We start from the raw sequence: 21,567 nt of genomic DNA on the forward strand, positions 1-21,567 counted from the left end.
ACACTGTTATATTTATTTTACTTAAAAAGAATCGGGGAGTGCCAGGCACTCTTTCACCCTGCACTCCCCGATATAAAGTGAAACTTTATTCAGTGGGGGTTCTTTTCAACCCCCACTGAATATTAGTTGAACCAATCGGGCCGTTATTGGCTGTTGATCTCCCACTTAGAAGTTTCGTGTTTACTCGATTCTTCAAGTGGGAGTCTTACAGCCAGTTACACTGCGATAAATTTATCTTATTAATTTCACGATTTCATTTCTTACATTTTCATTAATTGCTACGTTTCCACCAAGGAAATATAGATTTGGCCTTGTAGAGATGCGTCCATTCAGCCATGCTTTTGTTTCTGCAGGAAGTTTATTAGCTTGTGTTAGAACGATTGGTGCTTCTAATTTCGCTGCAAATGGAGATGCGGAAAGAGCATCTGCTGTTTCCATTCCTTGTGAGACTAAGAGTTTATCAATCGCTTTACTATCATAGAAAGTATTGATAATCGCGATATTCGTATCAAATCTTGACTTACCGAATACTCGCTTCACATTTGCTGAACCTACTAAACGCTGTAGCTCTGCTTCTGCGCTTTTCGATACTGCTAATTCTCCACCAATTATCGTGACCTTTTTAATATTATTATCTTGAATAAAGGTGCGTACTTCTTTGTTCAAGCTTTCTCCCCTGCTCCTTCCTGTAAGAAGGATTGGAATATTATTTTCACCTGCATATGGCGCGATTGCTAATGGATCCGAGGAATTCGAATCTCCAGTCGTGACGATAACTTCACTCACATTGCTATGCTCATCTACTTCTTTAGCAACCTTAGATGCTGTTTCAAATCTACTATATCCAGCAATACGGATTACTCGATTATTACCAAATTTTTGTTTAAGTTTATTTTCCACATCTTCTGAAATAACATTCTCCCCACCTAAAATATAAACAATACCAGTAGGGTTTAGTCGATTAAGTTCTCTTTCTACTGAAGCTGGCAATTCCTTCGTTTTCGTCAAAATCAATGGTGAGTCAAGTCCAGAGGCTAACACACTTCCTGTTAACGCATCAATTGGGTCATCCCCACGTCCGATTACAACAGAAGTTGGTTGGTCCCAATGCCAGCCATGGTTTGCAATGCTAACACTCGTATCGTAACGTGAGTATCCTTCTAAACGATGAACATCAATGTAGTCATTTTTATTCAAATAGCTAGATGATACCCATGCATTTTGCCCATTGCTTGTACGAATAGGGAGCCATACATATTGGTTGTACTTTGAATTGTTCCCTGCATAACCGCCAGTAATCGTCACTTTAGATCCTTTAGATAAGCTGCCAATGACATCACCATTAGGTGCATTTCGGATATTCAACGATTGTGCTGTTGTATATGCCGTATCTCCTTTTACAAGGGATTGGCTTGAATAATGCTGTGGTCCAGTAACTTTAAAATTGAGCGTTTCAAATCGTAACTGCCCATTTTCTAAAGTATATGGATCTAATAAATGAGTTGGAAAAGGATTAATATCGATTAAGGTATAATCATTGAGAAGTTCAAATACCTCTTCCTGATACGCTCCATATGGAGAGAATGGTCTTTCCAATGGGTTATTTCTTGGCAGCATTCCATTATATGCCATCACCGCGAAATACCAATTTTCAATTACTAACGGGTCATTATCATTAATTGTCGGAATAATACCGGAACGATGGAAACCCCATTTTTCATTTAAAATCTTGATTCCTTCTTGGATATTAAAACGAATATCCGTCTTTAATCTGTCTATGTATGCATCCTTTTCGGGACCATCTTTCATAAACCTATAGTCCGAAATTTGCATAATCCCAATGCCAATACAATCATAGCCAAGTTTTACATTCGTTCCATCATAATTATCACAAGCCTGGATTGACTTTGGAACGGATCCCCAGTACTGTTCCCAGCCGCTCTCTTGAAGGGCAATCGCCTTCACTATTTCTGGTGAAACATTCGCTTTTAGTGACTCTTCCGTTAAGATTTTATTAATCTCAGAAAAAGAAGGATTCTTTTTCGTTCCTTCTGCCTGCAATGCATTCGTTGCAAATTCGACTTGCTCTTCTTTACCTTTTCCTTCAACTACCTGATTATCAGTAATTGAGAATTCTTGTGTGATAATAGCAGAAGGCTCTGTTCGCGCATCATCTTCCTCATACTTCGGATACTTTAATGTAATCTTGTTTTCTGCAATTTCCAGTCGTGCACGTTCGTAAACTTCTGAAGTATACACTGTTTCGACAGCTGATTCATTTAGCTTTACTATTTCAAAGTAAAGGCCATTCGCTGAACCATCATGGCGATAGCTAATAATCGCATATTCTTGACCATCTGCATTCACCTTCTCAATACTTGTTACAGTGATCATGGAAAGCTCTTTATGGTATAGTTCTTGTCCATTGTCTGTAATCGAAAGCTCTGCGTTCATATCCTGGTTTGTAACGTGAACCTCTTTCGTTTCTGTTAACTGTTCCTTGGCTTCCCCAATACTAAAGTCAAATTCAGTCGCCTCTTCTGCACCTACATGCATCGGTAAAACGACAAAAATCGCAAGCATTGCAGCAAGTAAAACTAGCTGACTCTGCTTCTTCATAGCATGCATAAATATAATTCCTCCCCATTAGTTGCTTTAATATAAGAATACTAGAATATAGAAATAATATCCATATAATAATAGAAGGAAATGAAAAAGACTTATAGATTATGTATTGAAAATAATAAGGGATTTATGCGAATGACAACTTAAATTTAGGATATGAGGCACTCCTAATTCCATTTGAAGCGCCTCAAAAACTGATTTCAGACCGCATAAATCGACAAAAATCGGGGAGTGGACAGGCACCCTAAATCAATTTCCCCGGATTCAATCGATCATCCGGATCGATTGCGTTCTTCACTTTTCTCATCAAGTTTAGTTCCACTGGATTAATCATCTTTTCAAGGTAAGATTTCTTAATTATTCCAATTCCATGTTCAGCTGATGGTAAGCCACCTAGATTAGCAACCTTCTCATATAGATCAGCCAATAACGCTTCCCTCTTAGCTGTCCATATTTCCTGTTCCAAATCCTCCTTCATTAGAACGGTGTGGATATTCCCATCCCCTGCATGGCCAAAGTTTATTACTCTAATCCCATGCTTTCTCTGCAGTTCCTTCGTATAGCTAATCATTTCAGCAAAACGATTGATAGGAACAACCTCATCGAGCATCTCAAATTCGGTAAATTCCATTAGAGCAACTAGAATGTAGTCACGTAATTTCCAAGCTGATTTCTCTTGCTCTTTATTTAAAGTTAGTGCAGCGATTGCTTTATTTTGTACTAGTTGTTCGACCACCTTAACTCTTCTTGTAATCGATTGCATTTCATTGTCATCCAATGTCATCAGAACGTAAGCATCCCCTAGTTGTAATGGGAGCAGCTCTTTCGTAAACTTTTCGCTATATGCAATTGTTCCTCTCTCAAAAAGCTCTAATGCAGTCGGTTCAATTCCGTTTGATAGAATAGTTAATACACCGTCTGTCGCACTCGTTACAGAATCAAATGCAAGCAGAACGGACTGTTTATATTTTGGCAGCGGCAATACCTTCAGCTTGATCTGTGTGATAATTCCTAAAGTACCCTCTGAACCAATCAAAAGGTTTTTCAAATCATAGCCAGAGCTGCTTTTTATATTTAAACTTCCTAATTCAACGGTTTCACCTGTAGGCATAACAACCTCCATAGCCCGTACATAATCACGTGTGGTTCCATACTTCACCGCACGCATGCCACCTGCATTTGTCGCGACATTTCCACCAATCGTCGAATGCTTCGATCCTGGATCAGGCGGATAAAAGTAGCCACGACTTTCTACATATTCTTGAATTTCAGAAAGAAGGACACCCGGTTCAACGGTAAGTGTCATCGTCGCCTCATCCAACTCAATTATTTGCTTCATTTGACTGACATCAATTATCAGCTCATTGCCATGAATTGGTACTTGTGCACCTGCAACGCCTGTTCCAGCACCTCGGGCAATGATTTTCAAATCCTGTTCGATTGCATAGTTTACGAGTTTCCTAACTTCATCTGTAGTCTTCACTAATGCTACTGCCTGCACATCAACAACATCTGTAACATACGCATCCTTTTTATATACATCTGAAATCTGTTCCCCTAGGAGTAATCTCTCTGAATCATTAATAATTGTTTGTAAAGACATGATAATTCCTCCCCTAAAATTTGTATAAACATAATTTTCATGCATGATAGCTGCAACATTACTTAACCGTGACAACCATTTCAGCAATCCCCTTAATCCTTCTCCGCAACCTCATACGCCCCTAACCAATACCCAAACGTCTTCACCCACTCATAGAAAATTGTTTGAATCTCCCAGCCTTCCATTAAAAAGTCATTTTTCAAGTATGGTGCAGCGACAAATGTCAATTCGATTCCAGTATTTTCATAGACTTTACTAAAGATATACCTTACCCTACGCATATGAAAATCGGATGAAATGATGATTGCTGAAGTTAATTGTTGTTCTTTCATTTTTTCCAGTGCATAAATTGCATTCGTATGCGTGCTTATCGCTCTTTCCTCTAAAATTAATTTGTCTTCTGGTATCCCGAGTTCGATAGCCTCTTGGGCGGTTGCCCATGTATCATTAGAGTTAGTAAGCATCAGCTGATCTGCATTTCCCTCTTTGAATAATGCTGCACCCTTTTCGAGTCTGCCCGGACCACCACTTAAAACAATGATTACATCCGCTTTCTTTGGTCGCTCATTAACGATCAAAAATCTTCTAGCCAAAAGAAACAAAAGCTGAATGCCAAATAATGTGGTGATGATGTAGCTTAATCTTTTTAACATTTTCAATGTATAACAACGCTCCCTGTATAAATTAATGCTAATTCATTCATTACTATGCCAATCATACCATATGTAAGCGGAAACACTGTTATGTTTTAGTCGTAAAATAATCAAATTGAACAGCCAAATTTAAAACCACCCTAACACGCAAAGTGTCAGGGTGGTTGTTGTAGTATTATTGTAGGGAATGATGCGAATCCAACTCCAAATGTTCATCTTACAGAATATTCATAGGAATTCTACTTTCCTTCAAAAATAAATTTATCATTTTGATCAAATAAATCATGAACATTTTCAATAATATACGGTGTATACTTTCGCAATGTATCTTCCGTACCTACACCAGATAATACACCGACTCCTAGTCTGCCATGTCTGGAAAACTCCATATCCACTACGGAATCGCCGACATGGATTACTTCATTTTTCTCTAAGTGGCAAGCATTACAAAATGCTTGCATCGCCTCTATGTTTGGCTTTCTCTCATAATTACTGGCTGTTCCAATAAAATCTACATGCTCACGGATTCCTAAATATCGCAATGTATAATCTGTAATATCATAGTTATCTGCCGTAACGATACCAATTGTAAAGTTATCTTGTTTTAACTTTTCAAAGAGCTTGCGTATATCGCCAATAGCTTTGATATTATTGCTATTTCTCACCGTTTCTTCGTATAAAAATGTGTTAATTTTTTGATGTACTTGCTGCTGATCTGCGTGAAGAACTGTTGCAATAGTCGCTGACATTTGTTCTGATGTACCGGAAGCGAGGATGCTGTCTTCTCTCACCTGATGTCCTTCAAGTCCAATCAAATTGGCAATCTCTTCACATTTCTGTGCATAATCTGTGTTTGCATATTCTTTAACTAATGTATGAATCATTTCATATGTGGACTCGACCCATAATGAATTAAATTCAATTAAGGTTCCATCCTTATCAAATAAGATGCCTTTAATCATTTATTTGATCCTCTACCAGTTCAAGCAGTTCGCCCCATTTTTTCATTGTTGGCTGTTTTTCGCCAAAATAGATTGGATTGGAAAAGCCATAAAAGCTTCCATCAGCAAAACGGACATCAACTCTAACCCAATGAAAGCCTGGGTCATTATTAAAATCATACGCACATTCAGAACGATTGCCATCTTCTCTCGCAACGATTTCTCCGTCGATTACCCATTCAAAATAAATGGCTTCATCGGTTTCTACAGAGGCTGTTGCAACACCTTTATTTTGGGAACATTGATTACCAGAGATAAGATCATCAATCCCGAATTGCACACGCTCTCCTCTTGAAACTGTAACATTTCCTTTTTTCAACGCTTTTACAACATTAGCTGCTGTAAGCTGGTCGCAATAAACAAATGTGCCTGGGTCACCAATTAATGAAGGAATATCGCTCCCATCATAAGTTTCATCGGGTTTCAAATGAGAATCTGATCCACCAATTCCGGTAATCTGATAGCCATCATTTAATAATTTATTCCAAGCGAGTAACGCAAATTCGGTCGCCTGTTTATTAAATGGATAGGTCGGATCATTACAAATTTCCATCGTATCTACCTTATCTAAAGGTGTTTCCTTCAATAACCACTTCCATTCCGTTAAAAATGGATGGTTGATTGAAATGATCGAATCATCACCATAATGATGATTGATAATCTTGTTCATGCCTTCCTCTGTCTCCATATCCGCTAATCGTTGCTTTGTGAAAGGCGAGGTCAATGTTGAAATAATATTAAAATGTCCCAAAGGAGCCGTTACTTCTACGCCAGGAATGACTAGAATATCCGTCCTGTCAAACCAAGAGGTAGGAACGATATTATGGTCTGTTGCTACAAAGAAATCGAGCTTTTGGTTTGCTGCACTTTGCATATTCTCTTTCCTCGTCATCTTGCCGTCTGTATAAATTGTATGTGTATGGAAATCTCCCTTATACCATGCTTTTTCAGCGTTAAATATTAATTCCTTATCATAGGCGTTAAGTTGAAATGTTGCTGTCTCGCCATCATGCCACGAGTATAAATCGCCCAAAACAGCAGTTTCCAGTTCAGCATCAAATAATATGGTACAAGTGGCCCAATCGGTTAATGCCGTTACATCGTCTTTGGTGATTACGGCAAAATCAATTGTCCACTCCCCTGCTTTAACAGGTCCAGAAATGGTATTGGCCGATGTATTTTCACGTTCATTATGGACTGTGACAGGTTGTGGCGTCATCCCCCGAACATATTGAGCTCTTAATTCCTTTTTCTCATCGTATACCATATACGTTAACCATAGTGCCTGTTCCGTTTCGATTTGAAACGAAACGGAAGAGACATTATCTGGTACATTAAAGGTAAATGCTTGGTTTAATTTATTGCTCGTTATATCTTGGTTGATCTTTAATTCAATCATTGTCTTGTTTTCCCCTTTGAACAACATATCCACATCCTAAAATCTCTTTTACATTTCATCTAAAGCTGCTTGTGCTGTTTCCTTTGCTTCTTTCAATGCTTCTTCTGCAGGAACATTTTGCAGTTCTACTTTATCAGCTGCAATGGAGATTGCATCACGAATTTTTCCACCGGTTGGATCAACAAAGTATGGAATACCTGTTTGTGCTTGTTCGTATGGAACAGCAGCATATGGATTTTCTTCAATGAATTGTGCGTATTCTGGCACTTCCATCGCTGAATTTCTTACAGGAATATAACCAATTGCTTGTGACCACTCCGCACTTGTTTCAGCACTTGAGAAATAGCTCATAAATGCATATCCAGCAGCTTTTTCTTCGTCACTGATTATTTCTGGAATTGCCATGTATAGTGCATCTACGTTTGGTCTTCCTTCATTGCCATTTAAACCAGGTTGTGGTGCAGAGTCAATAATAGAGAAGTCTAGATCACCTTTATCACCAGATGAACCAGTGTAACCAAGTGCAGTTCCATTCATTACTTCGTCAATTGTTTTATACCAGTATTCCCAGCCTTGTCCACCAGAGTTTACCTTCATTGATTCTTCTTCATGAATTTGCTTGCGAACAAACTCCCATGCTTCAATCCATTCTGGACTATCGATTAACACTTCTTTGCCATCTTCACTTAAAACACTGCCGCCATTGCTTGTTGCGATATCAATTAAGTTGTCAGCGCCCCACATTGGCAGGTGACCATATTGCACAAGACCTTTTTCCTGTAATTCTTTAGAAGTTGTGGCTACATTTTCCCAAGTTGCGTAAGCTTCTTCTGGATCAATGCCTGCTTCTTCTAAAATATCCTTGCGATAGTACATTACTTGTGTTGTTCCATATGCTGGTAATGCGTATAATGAATCATTCATTTTTGCTGGTTCAATAAATACTTCTAAGAAATCTGCTTCATCGTAAATCTCATCTTCTGCAGTAAATTCATCTAATGGTGCGATTGCTTCTTTACTTACTAAATCATTAAGTGTTCCAAGACCCGTAATGAAAACCCCTGGCGCTGAGCCGGATGCAATCGATGCTTGCAGTTTTTGATATGTTTCTGAATAATCTGCTTGCGGAACTGGCGTTACAACAACATCTTCTTGAGAATTATTAAAGTTTTGCACGATTTCTTGCATTTTCTTATCAGCTTCACTTCCTAAGCCATACCAAAATTCAATTTCAACAGGACCTGATGCAGCTGAAGCATCAGCAGAATCATCTTCCGACCCTTCATCATTACTACCACAAGCGGCCATAAGTAACATTGCAATAGCTAAAACAAGTAATACATACCAATTTTTCTTCATTTCCATTCTCCTTTTATTGTTTTTTTATCCTTTAACACCACTATCACTGATTCCTTTAATGAACCACTTTTGTAAGAGTATAAATAAAATTAACAGTGGCAATACAGCTAAAACACTAGCTGCCATAATTAAAGGCCATTGATCGGCGAAAGTACCTGAGGTTGTAAAAAATCGATTTAGACCAACAGTAATTAAGTAATTTTCCTGGCTATTGACAATCAGTGAAGGCCAGAGGTAATTATTATACATTTGCACAAAGCTAATTAAGCCTACAGTAAAAATAGAGGATTTACACATTGGCATCATCACTTTTCTTAGAATGGCGAAATCATTCGCCCCTTCAGAACGAGCTGCTTCTATCATTTCCTTAGGTACCTGCATAAATGCTTGTCTCATCAGGAAGATGGTGAACACACTCGCAATATTAGAAATGATAATCCCTGTCAATGTATCAAGCAGGCCTAGCTTTGCAACAATTACATAGCTAGGTACATACGTTGCCGCTGCTGGCAGCATATACGTAATCAGAATCGAATTAAATAATATACTTTTACCTTTAAAGGTCATTTGTGTTAATGCATAAGCAATCATGCTGGAAAGAATGATTTGAAAAAAGACGATAACAATTGCTGTAAACGTACTATTGAATATATATAATCCAAATGGTGCGAGTTCTAGTGCACCTGCAAAGTTCCCCCATTGTGGATTACTCGGAAGCCAGTCCAGGGGTACAGCAAATATTTCTTCCGGTGTTTTCAATGCACTGAGAAACATCCAGACTAAAGGAAAAACCATTATAATACTGAAAATCGTTAGCAGTATATAGTGAACCATCTTCCTTGACTTCGATACCATTTCCATTTCTTGTTCAACTCCCTAATAATGGACCCAGCGTTTCGATCCGTAGAACATAATTAATGCCAGAGCACCAGTTAAGATAACAATGAGTGTTGCTAATGCGGTTGCTTGCCCCATGTTAAATTGCTCAAATGCCATCTGATAATATAGATACAATAAGGTTCTCGTACTGCCAGCAGGCCCACCTTGCGTCATGACTTGAATTTGGTCATATGCTTGAATCGAATCAATCGCAGAAATGATGACTAAAAATAAGGTAGTCGGAGAAACAAGTGGTATCACAATTGTTGTCATTCGCTGCAGCCAACCGGCGCCTTCAATATTACCTACCTCATATAATTCATCTGGAATTTTAGAAAGGGCATCGGCGTAAAATAACATTGCCCACCCTGCATTTTTCCAGACAGTCACAATAATAATCGCCCACATCGCCATCTCTGAATCCGTTAGCCATGATGGCTGTGGTAGATTAAACCACCCTAATACTTGATTGAGCAGTCCGACATCTGGTTCATAAATCCACGACCAAACGATTGACATAGCAACCATTGGTGTAATCCACGGAGCAAATAAGAATGCTTTAAATCCCGTCAGTCCCTTTAATCCTTTTCGTAATAATAATGCTAAAAGAAGTCCAAAGAATATCGTCGGCAGAATTGTCCAAAATCCGAAAAAGATTGTGTTTTTAAGTGCGCTGTAAAAATCGGCACTTGTGAGTGCATTCGTATAATTTTCTATTCCAACATAATCAAAGGTTGGGCTAATATAATCCCAGTTTGTAAAGCTTAGCCAAACGGATACTGCCATCGGAACAAACCAAAAAACGACTAAGGGGATCATAGGAATGCCGACAAAAAATAATAGTTTCCCTACATTACCGAATCGATTCACTTTTTCAACTCCTCACGATGAAGCAAAGATTGCTCTGTTACAGGGTCGAATAAATGAAATTTATGCTGGGCAAATTCAATATAAATTGTTTCTCCTGTTTCAATCTCATAATCTGGTCGCAAGCGAACGACCAGAGAGTCTCCATGCAGCTTCCCATAAACATAGAGATCGGAACCTAGCATTTCGATGAAGTCAACTTGCAACGGTATCCCAGTTTCTTTGTTGGACAGAACAATATCCTCTGGTCGAATACCGATGACCGCTTCCCCTTGCTTGTCAATTACAGCAGGCAATGCACCTAACCTGTCACCATTTGAAAATGTAAGCTGGTCGGTTGTTATCTTTCCTTTGAAAAAATTCATGGCAGGAGCACCTATAAAACTAGCAACAAACATATTTTCTGGATGATTGTAAATTTCCTTTGGTGTTCCGATTTGCTGAACATGTCCATCTTTTAGCACAACAATTCTTGATGCCATCGTCATTGCTTCTGTTTGGTCATGTGTAACGTAAATTGTTGTCGTTCCGAGCCTTTTATGTAAGTTAATAATTTCTTCTCGCATTTGCACACGCAGCTTTGCATCTAAATTTGATAATGGTTCATCCATAAGAAAGAGATTTGCATCACGAACGATTGCTCTTCCCAGTGCAACACGCTGCCTTTGACCACCAGATAATTCTTTTGGCTTTCTTTTTAAGTAAGACGTTAATTCTAAAATCTCAGCTGTTTTTTCTACTTTTTCCTTGATAATATCTCGTTTGACTTTACGAATTTTCAAACCAAAAGCGATATTATCAAAGACTGTTAGATGTGGGAATAAAGCATAGTTTTGAAATACCATTGCCATATCACGATCTTTAGGTGGAATATCATTCACTAGTTCCCCATCCATCCACAACTCTCCGCCAGAAATAGACTCTAGACCCGCAATCATTCGTAATGTTGTTGATTTGCCACACCCAGATGGACCGACAAATACGATAAATTCTTTATCCTTAATTTCAAGGTTAAAATCATGGATCACATTATCCTTCTGCTTATCATATTGCTTTGATAATTGCAGCATTTTTATTTTCGACAATACCTTCCCTCTTCTCCTAAATAACTCTATCTTTGTTTTTCTTTATTTTTATTTGTTTTTCTTTTATAATTCGATTATAAACAACAAATGTAAATTTAAATGAAGAAATTTGTTAATTTTTTATTAAAATACTTCAATGGATTTATCTAATTTATATTCTTATAATGAATAATAGAATCTAGGTTAGGGAGGATATTATGCTAAAGAATGACCGATTAACATTTATTACGGATTATCTAAAAAAACATCAAACAGCCAAAGTTGGCTTTTTGAGTGATCAGCTTAGTGTAACCCCTGAGACCGTTCGAAGGGATCTCGAGGTTCTGGAAGAATCTGGGGAAATCAAAAGGGTACATGGCGGGGCCATGTTAAAACAAGCAAATATAACTGAAACGAATTTTGAAATAAGGGAATCGATAAATAAAAATGAGAAAGAATTAATCGCAGAAGAAGCATGTCACTTTGTCAAAGAAGGGGATTTTATTGCGATGGATGTTAGTACAACGAATACGGAAATCGCGATACAATTAGCACGTCAATTCTCTCAATTATCCGTACTGACGAACTCACTAGTCATTGCGACAATATTAGGGAAAAATTCCAATATCGATGTTTACCTACCGAGCGGGAAGTTAAGAAATTCTGAACTTTGTGTATTAGGTGCGTCTTGTATATCCTATATCAACCAATTTCATATTGATACGTTCTTCATGAGCGTAAGTGGCATTTCATTAGAGAAAGGATTGATGGATTATGGCTACGGCGAATCAGAAGTAAAAATGGCGATGTATAACAATGCAATCAATAAATTTGTCGTTGCAGATCACACTAAATTCGAATCAACAGCGATGCTGCGAGTTGGCGATGTCCATTTGGTGAACGGCATTATTACCGACCCAATGATTTCACCTGCCATAGTGAAGAAATATGAAGAGAAGGACATACATATCTTTCATTCAAGCCAATAGATTGCTAGCAATATGTGAGGAAGTTTGTGAAAAACAGGAAACTATAAGACTTCCTCTCATTCTGCATTATTAGGGAATCTTTTTTGAATTACTAGTTTAGGGATTGTTTGCTCCGATTATATCTTAAGCGCTATAACACTTATTTGCTCCACGTCCTAGCTGGAGCGCTCCATTTAACCACTCAACACCATCCTCACAACCAACCCTAGCACAATTCCAAACAGCATCGATAACAATGTCCCTAACAGAAAATATTCAGCAAAATCTCGGTCTTCCATCTGTTTAAATCTAGCAATTGATTTGGCTGTAATGATAAATGCAATTGCAGGGTATGCGGCATAATAGGTTAAGATTAATACTAGTAATCTTTCAATATAGCCGATTGTCCTTCCACGATTATATCGATTATTTAAAAGCAAATAATGATATTCCTCGCTTACACCCCTGTTTAATTCTCGTAGCTTGCCCGACCTATCATCTAGCGATTCGGATTTAAACGTGAGCTTCCCTTCAAAAGTAGTAATATTAATAGAAGGATTCCCCAGTGTTTTGGCAATAATATGCCCGCTAATTGAAGTAACAGCAATAATAATAATCGCTAAAAACAATACTTTATCTGTGGGGCTTAAAGCAACGCTCGACTGGAATGAGGCAATGATATTTTCAAATACCAAACGGAATGATAGACTGAAAAACAAATGACCAATAATCATCAACACAATAAGATGAAGGATTTGATCAGACACAAATAATTTCAGATCGTAATAGCTTCCCAGTAATTCTTTAACTCGCTGTGACTTCTCCATTTTTATTTTCATTAAATCTATGAGGTAATGGGTAATTAAAATGAGGATGAGTGGAAAAAGCACATGCACGAAGAATCCATGATATTGATTGTTTCTTCCCCAAATGAAAAGTAATGCAATCAGAAGAAAGATTGCGTGATGCATCATGTGCAAGCGTAAGTATTTTTCTTTATTATTTGCCATACGATCTTTTTGCAGGTAAAAATCTGCGATGAAGTGTGCAAGTATTAAGCTTAGCAAAGCCATAATGATCTTCCCTTCTGAAATACTCTCTTAGAATTTCCTGTTTGAGAATAGTGAATCGATATGATTATTTACGTAAACTCGAATGTTTTCTTCAAGCTGTTTCTGATACTTGGTTTGATTTTGTTGTAGTGTTGATTGAAAGATAGACATTTGGATTGAATTTAGTGCCTCATTTATTCGATTAAAGTTCTTGATTATTTCTTTTCCGTATCCTCGATTAATATGACTGGATATTGTTGCACCTGTTTTATTCAAGAATACCGCAATTTTCTTTTGCTGCATAAAGATAAGGTATAAATCTGCAATTAATTCCTGTAATTCTGTTTGTTTCGTGAAAAGAATATGCTGGTTTTCTAGCAATGTGTTGATTAGGGATTCGACCGTTGATAGATAATGATTTACCTCGGGAGAGCTCGGGCTTGGTAAGTGCTTATTTTGGTTCGAGATGTCTAGTTTAAATTTAAATTGCTTACGGTCTTCTTTTAAATGTTTTAATTCGTTGTTTGCAGTTCTAGCTTGCTTCACTAAAGGATGGATCCACGTTTCAATCTCAATATCCTTCACTCGTTTGTTTATATTCCCAAAGGTTAGGCCAAAATATGGTTTATGCTCGCTAAATTTCCAAATTCTGCTCAAATAAAATGCAATCGTATATGCTGTTGAATAATTCTCACTTATAAGAATTAGTTCATCTCCCTGGCGATGAGAAATCTTAATATTTACCACTTCTTCCGACCAGCTTCTCACCATATACACAATTTCTTTTAGATATGATTCTAATTCCTGCCCAACCTTTCCGTCTGTTGAACTGCCGGTTACATCCATAATAAAAATCGATATTGGATTCTCCATTTAAATCCCCTTTTTATTAATACTTTATTGAGGATTATAGCATAAAATAAGACAAAAATGTCTAATCAATATAAAATTAGACGAAAACATCTAATAATATAAGAATTAGACAGAATGACAAGACTATTATTCAGATTAATTTAATAAGTAATGTGAACACTCTAGAAATGGATTCATAGGCGCTCCATTCACCACTCAAAGCCACCATGTTTCTACAAATTTCAGGAAGTGACAGGCATCACATATGCACAGGCTATGCATCTAAACAAGCAATACTACCTTTCCTTGCAAGTGTTCTTCTTCAAAATAGCGATATGCCTCTGGCGCTTCGCTTAGTTTAAAGGTTTTATCGATAATGGCTTTTACTTTTCCCTCTTCAATTAGCTCTCGTAAAAACTCAAGATCTTTTTGATTCGCTCTTTGCAAAAAGAGGCTCATTTTTTTACTTCGACCAAGGAAAAGGAGTGGTCCCAGCAGTATCGTTTGAAGCAATTGGGAATCTCCACCACCAACGTTTACATAGATTCCACCATTGTTTAATTTTCGCTTATAAGTTGAAATAGATCTTGACCCATTTACACCTAATATTAGGTCATAGTTCTGGTCCCGCTCTGCAAAATCTGCTTTCGTATAATCAATTATATGGTCAGCACCAATTGATTGAACGAGGTCTACATTCCTTGTACTGACAACTGCAGTTACTTCAGCGCCAAGTGCTTTAGCGATTTGAACCGCAAACAGTCCCACTCCACCTGAGCCACCATGAACTAAAACCTTCTGTCCTGGCTCAAGCTTGCCTTTATTCCTGATGGCCTGTAATGCTGTAACTGCCGCCATAGGTACTGCAGCTGCCTCCTCAAATGATAGATTATGAGGTTTTCGGACAATTGCTTCTTCCGGAACAGCTGCATACTCGGCAAAAGCACCCCATCCAGAGCCAGATAGGTCACCAAATACCTCGTCACCAGGTTGAAATTGGGTAATATTTTCTCCAACAGCTTCCACTGTTCCAGCCATATCCCCACCCGGTATTGGATATTTAGGTTTTCGCACACCAAAAACTAGTCGAGCAATTAATGGGTTCCCTTGTAATAGAAGCATATTCCCATAATTAATCGATGCTGCGTGAATTTTAACTAATACTTGGTGATCCAGTGGTTTTGGTTTTTCTATCTCATTAAATTGCAGTGTATCTGGCCCTCCGTATTCACTTGAAATAATTGCTTTCAAACGTATCCCTCCATATATTCAGCTTCCAATCTTAGCTCCATTGTAATCTGGGAAAGTTGAAACGTCATTGACTTAAGTTAAGATTGGCCAACTATTTTCATATATCTTTATTCATACGCTTTTTAATTCTGCTTAATGACTCCGGAGTAACACCAAGATAGCTTGCTAGTTGATGTTGGGGCACACGGGTAATTAAATCTGGTCGTTTACTTATAATGGATTTGTATCGTTCTTCAGGTGTCGAGCTAATGAATGCAGCGAATTCATTTTGTGTTTCGCCAAGATAGATTTCCGTCATTTTCCGAGTCATTATTTCCAGTTCGGAATACTGGCTATACATCTCCTGTTCCGTTTCAAAGTCACCGACAACCATTACAGTATCCTCAAGACAGGTTAATGAATATTTAGATGTTTGGCTGGAGTCTTGAAATGCAAAAATAAGGATTGCTTGTTCTTCTGTATAGAAGTTTGCAGTAACTTCCTTTCCAGATTCATTAATCGTATATTGTCTAACACAACCCTGCAATACAAAATAACATTTAGTAGTTGGAGCGTCACCCTGCCTAATGAGATAGGTCCCTTTTTTGTATTCCTCAATTAAAATAGCTTCTGTAATTTCCTGTTGCTCCTCTTCAGTAAGCTTGGTGAATTCAGTCATATACTTCAACAGTTTCTCTCTCATGTTATCCCCCTTCCAAGATTATGAATCGCGAAAGCTATAATAATTATTTTACTTGTTTAATCTTATATACTCAGCTTATATATAAAAAAGATATGATTTCCATAAATAATTGGAAATCATACCTTTTTAAAACATTCAGCTTTCACACTGCGAAACTGACTTTCTTTCAATCTCTTTGATTGTATCTGCAAGCACGTCAAATTGATCAATACTATATTCATAATCCGTCACTTCGCCAAAGCCATATGCAGCAAAGATGAATGGAATTCCTGCTTCTCTTGCAGCCTGCTGATCACCCACTGTATCGCCAACATAGACAGGGCTTGCCAACTGATTTCTCTCCATGACCAGTTTAATATTTTCTCCCTTGGAAAGCCCAGTTCTGCCCGGATTTTCATAGTCAATAAAATATTTCTCTAAACCATGATATTTATAAAAAGCTTCAATATACCCATCCTGGCAATTACTCACAATAAAAAGCTTATACTTACTGGAGAGCATTTTCAATGTATGTTCCACATTTTCATATAGAACCCCGCCTTGCTTAGCAAGATAACTATTTTCTAAATCACAGCATGCTTGAATAATTTCTGCTCGCATGTCCTTGTCCAATTCAGGTAATAGCTTCTCCCCTAATTGATCAAAAGGAAGTCCCATTACCTGGCGCAAATCATCCTTCGTTATTTCTCGGTTTAGTTGTTTATTTTGGGTAAGGACATTGTTCCAAGCATCGACTACGGTATCTATTGAATCCCATAAAGTCCCATCTAAATCAAAAATAATGCCGTTCATAAATGTATGCGCTCCTTCTTTTGACAAAATTCGGGGAGTGACAGGCACTCAGGAAGAGCAAAGGCACTTCTATCTCCCGCAGCATTTTTTGTATTTTTTCCCACTGCCGCATGGACATGGGTCGTTTCTGCCGATTTTTACTTTTTTCTTTCCAGCCTTTTGGTTGGATATTGAATTCGGCAATGCTTGGTTACGATTTGGGCTTAACTCCATTGATGTATGGCCTTTAAGAATCCATTTTCTAGTGTTATTCATCAGATTAATAAGCTGATCCATTAACATCTGAACAGTTTCAAATGACTTTAATTCAAGCACGTCTCCTAAATATTGCAAGATGTCATTTGAAGTATAATCATTTTTTATTGCATATACGCATTCTTCCACATAGACTTCAGCTTGTTTCCGATCAATATCGTAATGCTCTGTGATAAAGTTCATTAATTGTAAATAGCTCTCATTTCGATCCACAAACTCTGGCTCCCCAGCTGTAAGGACCTCATTTTTTGTAAATGGATAATAGGCTACATTCGCTCTAGACTGGTGTTCTCCCATTATTTTACCAGGATTAGACACTCTAATATTCGAGTAGACTTCACTTTCAAGCCGGAGATCCTCACGATAAGATACTGCATCATGAATCACTTCAATATAATCTGAAGTGTTTAATGCCTCATTCGTATGTTCCTCCACCATTTCTTCTAATTGTAAGAGGCTTAATGTCCCATAATAATACAATAGACCTCTAGTAAGCTTAATCCAATCGGTATTTCGTTTTACTGTTGACCGTAGGCTTACATCTGTACCCATTGATAGAATCAGTTTGATAAGATCCTCAGGTACTGCTAAAACTTTTTTCTCATTAAATGTGCCAGTAAAGACAAACCCACTAGTACGGAGATAATTAATCTGTTGAGAATCTAAATCTGGGGACTCTATATAGCCACCGCTTCGAGCAATTTTTAACAGTAAATTAAAACGCTCGTAATCTAGTTTGAGGAAAAACGCCTTCAATAAATCTGGGATTCTTTCTTCAAGCAATCCACTTAGTTCAGCCTTTTTCAAACTGCTAGCATTTTTAATATTAAAATACTTCCTAATATCGTCTAAATCGGATTTTGTATATGTACTTAACCCTTCATGCAATGTAAGTGGAACACTGATTGAACTCCAATGCTTTTTATACTCTTTTTCATCTATATTGCTCTCGGTATATTTTATACCCTCCAGCATATTTAGCATGCCTTGTTTTAATTCTTTCTCTATTTTTTCGCTCATAATATATCTCACTACCTTCCAATCATCTATTATACCAAACTTGAGCGGGATACTTAAGTATGGATTTAATGGACAGTTTGGAAGCTTCTTACAGCGATTGATTCAAGTACTTCAGATAAACTAGAGCAGTTTCTATTATAAGCTGCATTTTATTCTCCACAAATATAAAACGGATCAATAAATCATTGCATTATTTGTTCACAATGAAATTATTGATCCTTTATAATCAAATTCCTATATTTTTCTTAAAGAATCTATATAAATCTTATTCAGTAATTTCCCGTATTTCCACACGCCTGCCCTGTGTATTAGACAGGACTGCGGCTTGATTAATTACTGTTAAATTCATCACATCTTCTTTCGTAATAACAGGTGGATTATCAGAATCGATATCGGCCACCCATTGCTCCATTGGTGTAAAAGAATCCGCTCCATTTCCCTCTATTTCCACCAACCGATTATTATCGACATGTATACTATTCAGACTTACTTCTCCATCCTTCAGCATAATTGTGCCTTCTGTTCCATACAGCTCCAATTGAAATGGACTGCCATGTGATAAGAATCCTGTTTCAATAATACCGATTGCTCCTGAATGATACTCAACTATCACTGCCGCGCTATCATCAACGTCCTTGCTAATCTGTGGCTGGAGCCTAGCATATACTGCTTGAACTGGTCCTGCAAGTCGATTAGTTAAATAGATTGGATGTGCGCCGAGATCAATGAGTGAGCCGCCACCTGTTTTCTCTTTATCATAGAATCTCACAGGAAGCCATCCCTGTTCGGAACCATCAGCTGCTACCCCGCCATTATGTGCTAACCTGCAGCGTATCGTTGTCAGTTCCCCAAGCCAGCCGTTTTCAATTGCTTGATTGGCGTACAAATAATCACTCTCTGTTAATCTAGGTAATGATACCATCATTTTCACATCGTTTTCCTCAACTGCATCAAAGATTTTTTTGCAATCTTCAATAGTAAATGCCAATACTTTTTCCGTATAAATATGCTTTTTATGCTTTGCGGCTGCTGCAATAACTTCTGTATGCATACTTGTTGGAGTAGTTACAATAACTGCATCGACATCTGAATTGGATAAAACCGCTTCCAAATCTTTTTCAAAAGGAACACCTAATTCACCAGCCCATACCTCTCCACGCTCTGGATCTTCATCCCAAACCTGTACTATGTTAAGCTGCTCATTCGCCCCTGCTTCTTTTGCGTAATCATCGGCATGAACATGCCATCTGCTTAATAATGCAACATTTATCATATGTCTCTTGCTCCTCTCCATTAATTAAAATATACCGCTTTACCTGTCTTCGAAGATTCATAGATTGCCTCCAAAATTTGGGTTACTACGAATGCTTCTGAAGGTTTAACTGTCGGTTCAGTATCATTTAAAATGCTCTCAATCCAAAGACGGGCTTCTAATTCTGCATCACTTTCCTCTGTTCCATCATAAAAAGCAACACCATCCGCACCTAATGCAATATTCGTTGTATAAAGCTTCCCGAAATTTTCCCCATTTATTCGTAAGCCATTCTTCATATCTGCTCCGCCCTCTGTACCACTAAGCGAGCATTTTGCTTCATCTACATCAAGCGAATTAATAGCCCAGCTTGATTCAAGTATAATAGTTGCTCCGTTTTCCATTGTAATAAAACCAAATGCCGAATCCTCAACCGTAAACTTCTCTGGATCCCATGGTCCCCATGCATTTGCTGCATCTTTTTTCTTACCAAGCTTGTGAAATACGGATCCCATTACTGCTTTTGGCTTGTAATTGTCCATCATCCAAAGTGTCAAATCCAGTGCATGTGTACCAATATCGATTAAAGGTCCTCCACCTTGTTTTTCTTCATCTAGAAATACTCCCCAAGTTGGAACAGCACGTCTTCGAATTGCGTGTGCTTTAGCAAAGTACACTTCCCCTAAATCACCTCGTCTGCTCACCTTATGTAGATATTGACTGTCTGCTCGGAAGCGATTATTGTAACCGATTGTTAATTTCTTTCCTGATCTTTCAGCAGCTTCCACCATTCTTTTCGCTTCTTCTGATGTTTTCGCCATCGGTTTTTCACACATGACATGCTTCCCTGATTCCAGTGCAGCAATTGATATTTCTGCATGTGAATTATTCGGTGTACAAACATGGACAACGTCAATTGTCGTATCCTGTAATAACTCTTTATAATCACTATATACTTTAGCATCCGTGATACCATATGCTGCTGCAGCCTTCTCCGCTCTCTCTATTACGATATCACAAAAAGCAACTAGCTCCACTTGTTTAACCTTTTTTAAACTTGGAAGATGTTTGCCGTTTGCAATTCCTCCACATCCAATAATTGCAACTTTTAACTTTTCAGCCATAAGACCCACCCTTTATTTTTTAATTTTTAACAGTAAACAATTAACCCTTTGTAGCTCCGCCAAGACTAAACCCTTTAGACATATACCTTTGTGATAAATAATATAGAATTACAACTGGAGCAGAATATAGAACAGAAAAAGCTGCTAGTTCTCCGTAATTAACTAACCCATAATTACCAAAAAACTGGAATATCGTAACGGATGCCGGCATTTTCTCAGGAGATTGAATTAAAATATATGGTACGAAAAAGTTTCCCCAGCTTCCTGTGTACGTAAAGATTAATACGGTAAATGTTCCTGGGAGCATTAAAGGTGCTACAATTCTTCTTATGCCCACCCACACGGAAGCACCATCAACCCAAGCAGATTCCTCTAACTCTAGTGGTACTGAATCCATGAAGTTTTTCATCATCCATATTGCATAAGGCAGTGATGTACCAGCCGTGAAAAGCATGACTGCCCATAACTTGTCCACGAAATTGAATATCAAAAACATTTGAAACACAGGAACAATAACTGCAGTCATCGGTAATGATGTTAGAAATAAAATCGTATATAAAAATGACTTTTTATAGGATGGTTTATACCTTGACAACGGATAAGCAGCTAGAATACTAACAAGTACAACAATGATCGATTGCCCACCAGACAAAAATATTCCTATTAAAAAGGACCTAATGATTGATGGATCGCTCAGAATCCCCATATAGTTTTGAAAGGTGTACTTTTCAGGTATCTTTAACGCTTGAATTGCTGAACTATCTATCGACGCTACTAGCATCCATAACAGCGGTAAAATAAAGATAATCCCCAAACATACAAGTATAGCGTGATGTATTATTTTTTCTGTTCTCCCAATTCTCATGCTA

At 37.7% G+C, this 21,567-nt stretch carries 19 protein-coding genes; 1 reads left to right on the forward strand and 18 read right to left on the reverse strand.

Annotated elements, in window-relative coordinates; all coding sequences use genetic code 11:
• Nucleotides 1–231 precede the first annotated feature (231 nt).
• The 9 genes from CUC15_RS15760 to CUC15_RS15800 form a co-directional block, all read right to left on the reverse strand.
• Nucleotides 232–2,628: a cell wall-binding repeat-containing protein gene (locus CUC15_RS15760; RefSeq protein ID WP_114917577.1), complete on the reverse strand. Its 2,397-nt coding sequence runs from the start codon at nucleotides 2,626–2,628 to the stop codon at nucleotides 232–234.
• 241 nt (nucleotides 2,629–2,869) lie between these two features.
• Nucleotides 2,870–4,228, reverse strand: a complete 1,359-nt coding sequence (locus tag CUC15_RS15765) for an FAD-binding oxidoreductase (RefSeq protein ID WP_114917578.1) — start codon at nucleotides 4,226–4,228, stop codon at nucleotides 2,870–2,872.
• Nucleotides 4,229–4,320: 92 nt separating this feature from the next.
• Nucleotides 4,321–4,881 carry a YdcF family protein gene (locus tag CUC15_RS15770; RefSeq protein WP_242986013.1) on the reverse strand — a complete coding sequence of 187 codons (561 nt, stop codon included), beginning with the start codon at nucleotides 4,879–4,881 and terminating at the stop codon, nucleotides 4,321–4,323.
• A 239-nt stretch (nucleotides 4,882–5,120) separates the two neighbouring features.
• Nucleotides 5,121–5,843: an HAD family hydrolase gene (locus CUC15_RS15775; RefSeq protein WP_114917580.1), complete on the reverse strand. Its 723-nt coding sequence runs from the start codon at nucleotides 5,841–5,843 to the stop codon at nucleotides 5,121–5,123.
• On the reverse strand, nucleotides 5,836–7,281 hold the full coding sequence (locus CUC15_RS15780) for a CehA/McbA family metallohydrolase (protein ID WP_114917581.1): 1,446 nt from the start codon (nucleotides 7,279–7,281) through the stop codon (nucleotides 5,836–5,838). The genes CUC15_RS15775 and CUC15_RS15780 overlap by 8 nt, the downstream gene beginning before the upstream one ends.
• 48 nt (nucleotides 7,282–7,329) lie before the next feature.
• Nucleotides 7,330–8,640 carry an ABC transporter substrate-binding protein gene (locus CUC15_RS15785; RefSeq protein WP_114917582.1) on the reverse strand — a complete coding sequence of 437 codons (1,311 nt, stop codon included), beginning with the start codon at nucleotides 8,638–8,640 and terminating at the stop codon, nucleotides 7,330–7,332.
• A 24-nt stretch (nucleotides 8,641–8,664) separates the two neighbouring features.
• A complete protein-coding gene (locus tag CUC15_RS15790; RefSeq protein ID WP_114917583.1) occupies nucleotides 8,665–9,501 on the reverse strand; it encodes a carbohydrate ABC transporter permease in 837 nt (278 codons plus the stop codon).
• Between the two features lie 15 nt (nucleotides 9,502–9,516).
• Entirely contained in the window at nucleotides 9,517–10,389 is an 873-nt protein-coding gene (locus CUC15_RS15795; protein ID WP_423241347.1) for a carbohydrate ABC transporter permease, read from the reverse strand.
• Nucleotides 10,386–11,456, reverse strand: coding sequence for an ABC transporter ATP-binding protein (locus CUC15_RS15800; RefSeq protein ID WP_423241385.1), 1,071 nt, complete (start codon nucleotides 11,454–11,456; stop codon nucleotides 10,386–10,388). The genes CUC15_RS15795 and CUC15_RS15800 overlap by 4 nt, the downstream gene beginning before the upstream one ends.
• A gap of 212 nt (nucleotides 11,457–11,668) precedes the next feature.
• On the opposite strand from CUC15_RS15800, the gene CUC15_RS15805 reads away from it, so the two are divergent.
• Nucleotides 11,669–12,439, forward strand: coding sequence for a DeoR/GlpR family DNA-binding transcription regulator (locus CUC15_RS15805; protein WP_114917585.1), 771 nt, complete (start codon nucleotides 11,669–11,671; stop codon nucleotides 12,437–12,439).
• Nucleotides 12,440–12,612: 173 nt separating this feature from the next.
• Here CUC15_RS15805 and CUC15_RS15810 read toward each other — a convergent pair whose 3' ends face one another.
• The 9 genes from CUC15_RS15810 to CUC15_RS15850 form a co-directional block, all read right to left on the reverse strand.
• Complete coding sequence (locus CUC15_RS15810; protein WP_114917586.1) at nucleotides 12,613–13,491, reverse strand: DUF3307 domain-containing protein; 879 nt, start codon at nucleotides 13,489–13,491, stop codon at nucleotides 12,613–12,615.
• Nucleotides 13,492–13,518: 27 nt separating this feature from the next.
• Complete coding sequence (locus tag CUC15_RS15815; protein ID WP_114917587.1) at nucleotides 13,519–14,343, reverse strand: hypothetical protein; 825 nt, start codon at nucleotides 14,341–14,343, stop codon at nucleotides 13,519–13,521.
• 261 nt (nucleotides 14,344–14,604) lie between these two features.
• A complete protein-coding gene (locus CUC15_RS15820) occupies nucleotides 14,605–15,573 on the reverse strand; it encodes an NAD(P)-dependent alcohol dehydrogenase (protein WP_114917588.1) in 969 nt (322 codons plus the stop codon).
• 97 nt (nucleotides 15,574–15,670) lie between these two features.
• Entirely contained in the window at nucleotides 15,671–16,255 is a 585-nt protein-coding gene (locus CUC15_RS15825) for a Crp/Fnr family transcriptional regulator (RefSeq protein ID WP_114917589.1), read from the reverse strand.
• Nucleotides 16,256–16,390: 135 nt separating this feature from the next.
• Nucleotides 16,391–17,047: an HAD family hydrolase gene (locus CUC15_RS15830; RefSeq protein ID WP_114917590.1), complete on the reverse strand. Its 657-nt coding sequence runs from the start codon at nucleotides 17,045–17,047 to the stop codon at nucleotides 16,391–16,393.
• Between the two features lie 69 nt (nucleotides 17,048–17,116).
• Nucleotides 17,117–18,322 carry a YecA family protein gene (locus CUC15_RS15835; protein ID WP_114917591.1) on the reverse strand — a complete coding sequence of 402 codons (1,206 nt, stop codon included), beginning with the start codon at nucleotides 18,320–18,322 and terminating at the stop codon, nucleotides 17,117–17,119.
• Between the two features lie 265 nt (nucleotides 18,323–18,587).
• Nucleotides 18,588–19,595 (reverse strand): Gfo/Idh/MocA family protein, encoded by a 1,008-nt coding sequence (locus CUC15_RS15840; protein ID WP_114917592.1) that lies wholly within the window; start codon nucleotides 19,593–19,595, stop codon nucleotides 18,588–18,590.
• A gap of 20 nt (nucleotides 19,596–19,615) precedes the next feature.
• Nucleotides 19,616–20,698, reverse strand: coding sequence for a Gfo/Idh/MocA family protein (locus tag CUC15_RS15845; protein WP_114917593.1), 1,083 nt, complete (start codon nucleotides 20,696–20,698; stop codon nucleotides 19,616–19,618).
• Nucleotides 20,699–20,738: 40 nt separating this feature from the next.
• Nucleotides 20,739–21,563, reverse strand: coding sequence for a carbohydrate ABC transporter permease (locus CUC15_RS15850; RefSeq protein WP_114917594.1), 825 nt, complete (start codon nucleotides 21,561–21,563; stop codon nucleotides 20,739–20,741).
• Nucleotides 21,564–21,567: the final 4 nt, after the last annotated feature.

The sequence above is a fragment of the Oceanobacillus zhaokaii genome (assembly GCF_003352005.1).
GTDB classification, from domain to species: domain Bacteria; phylum Bacillota; class Bacilli; order Bacillales; family Amphibacillaceae; genus Oceanobacillus; species Oceanobacillus zhaokaii.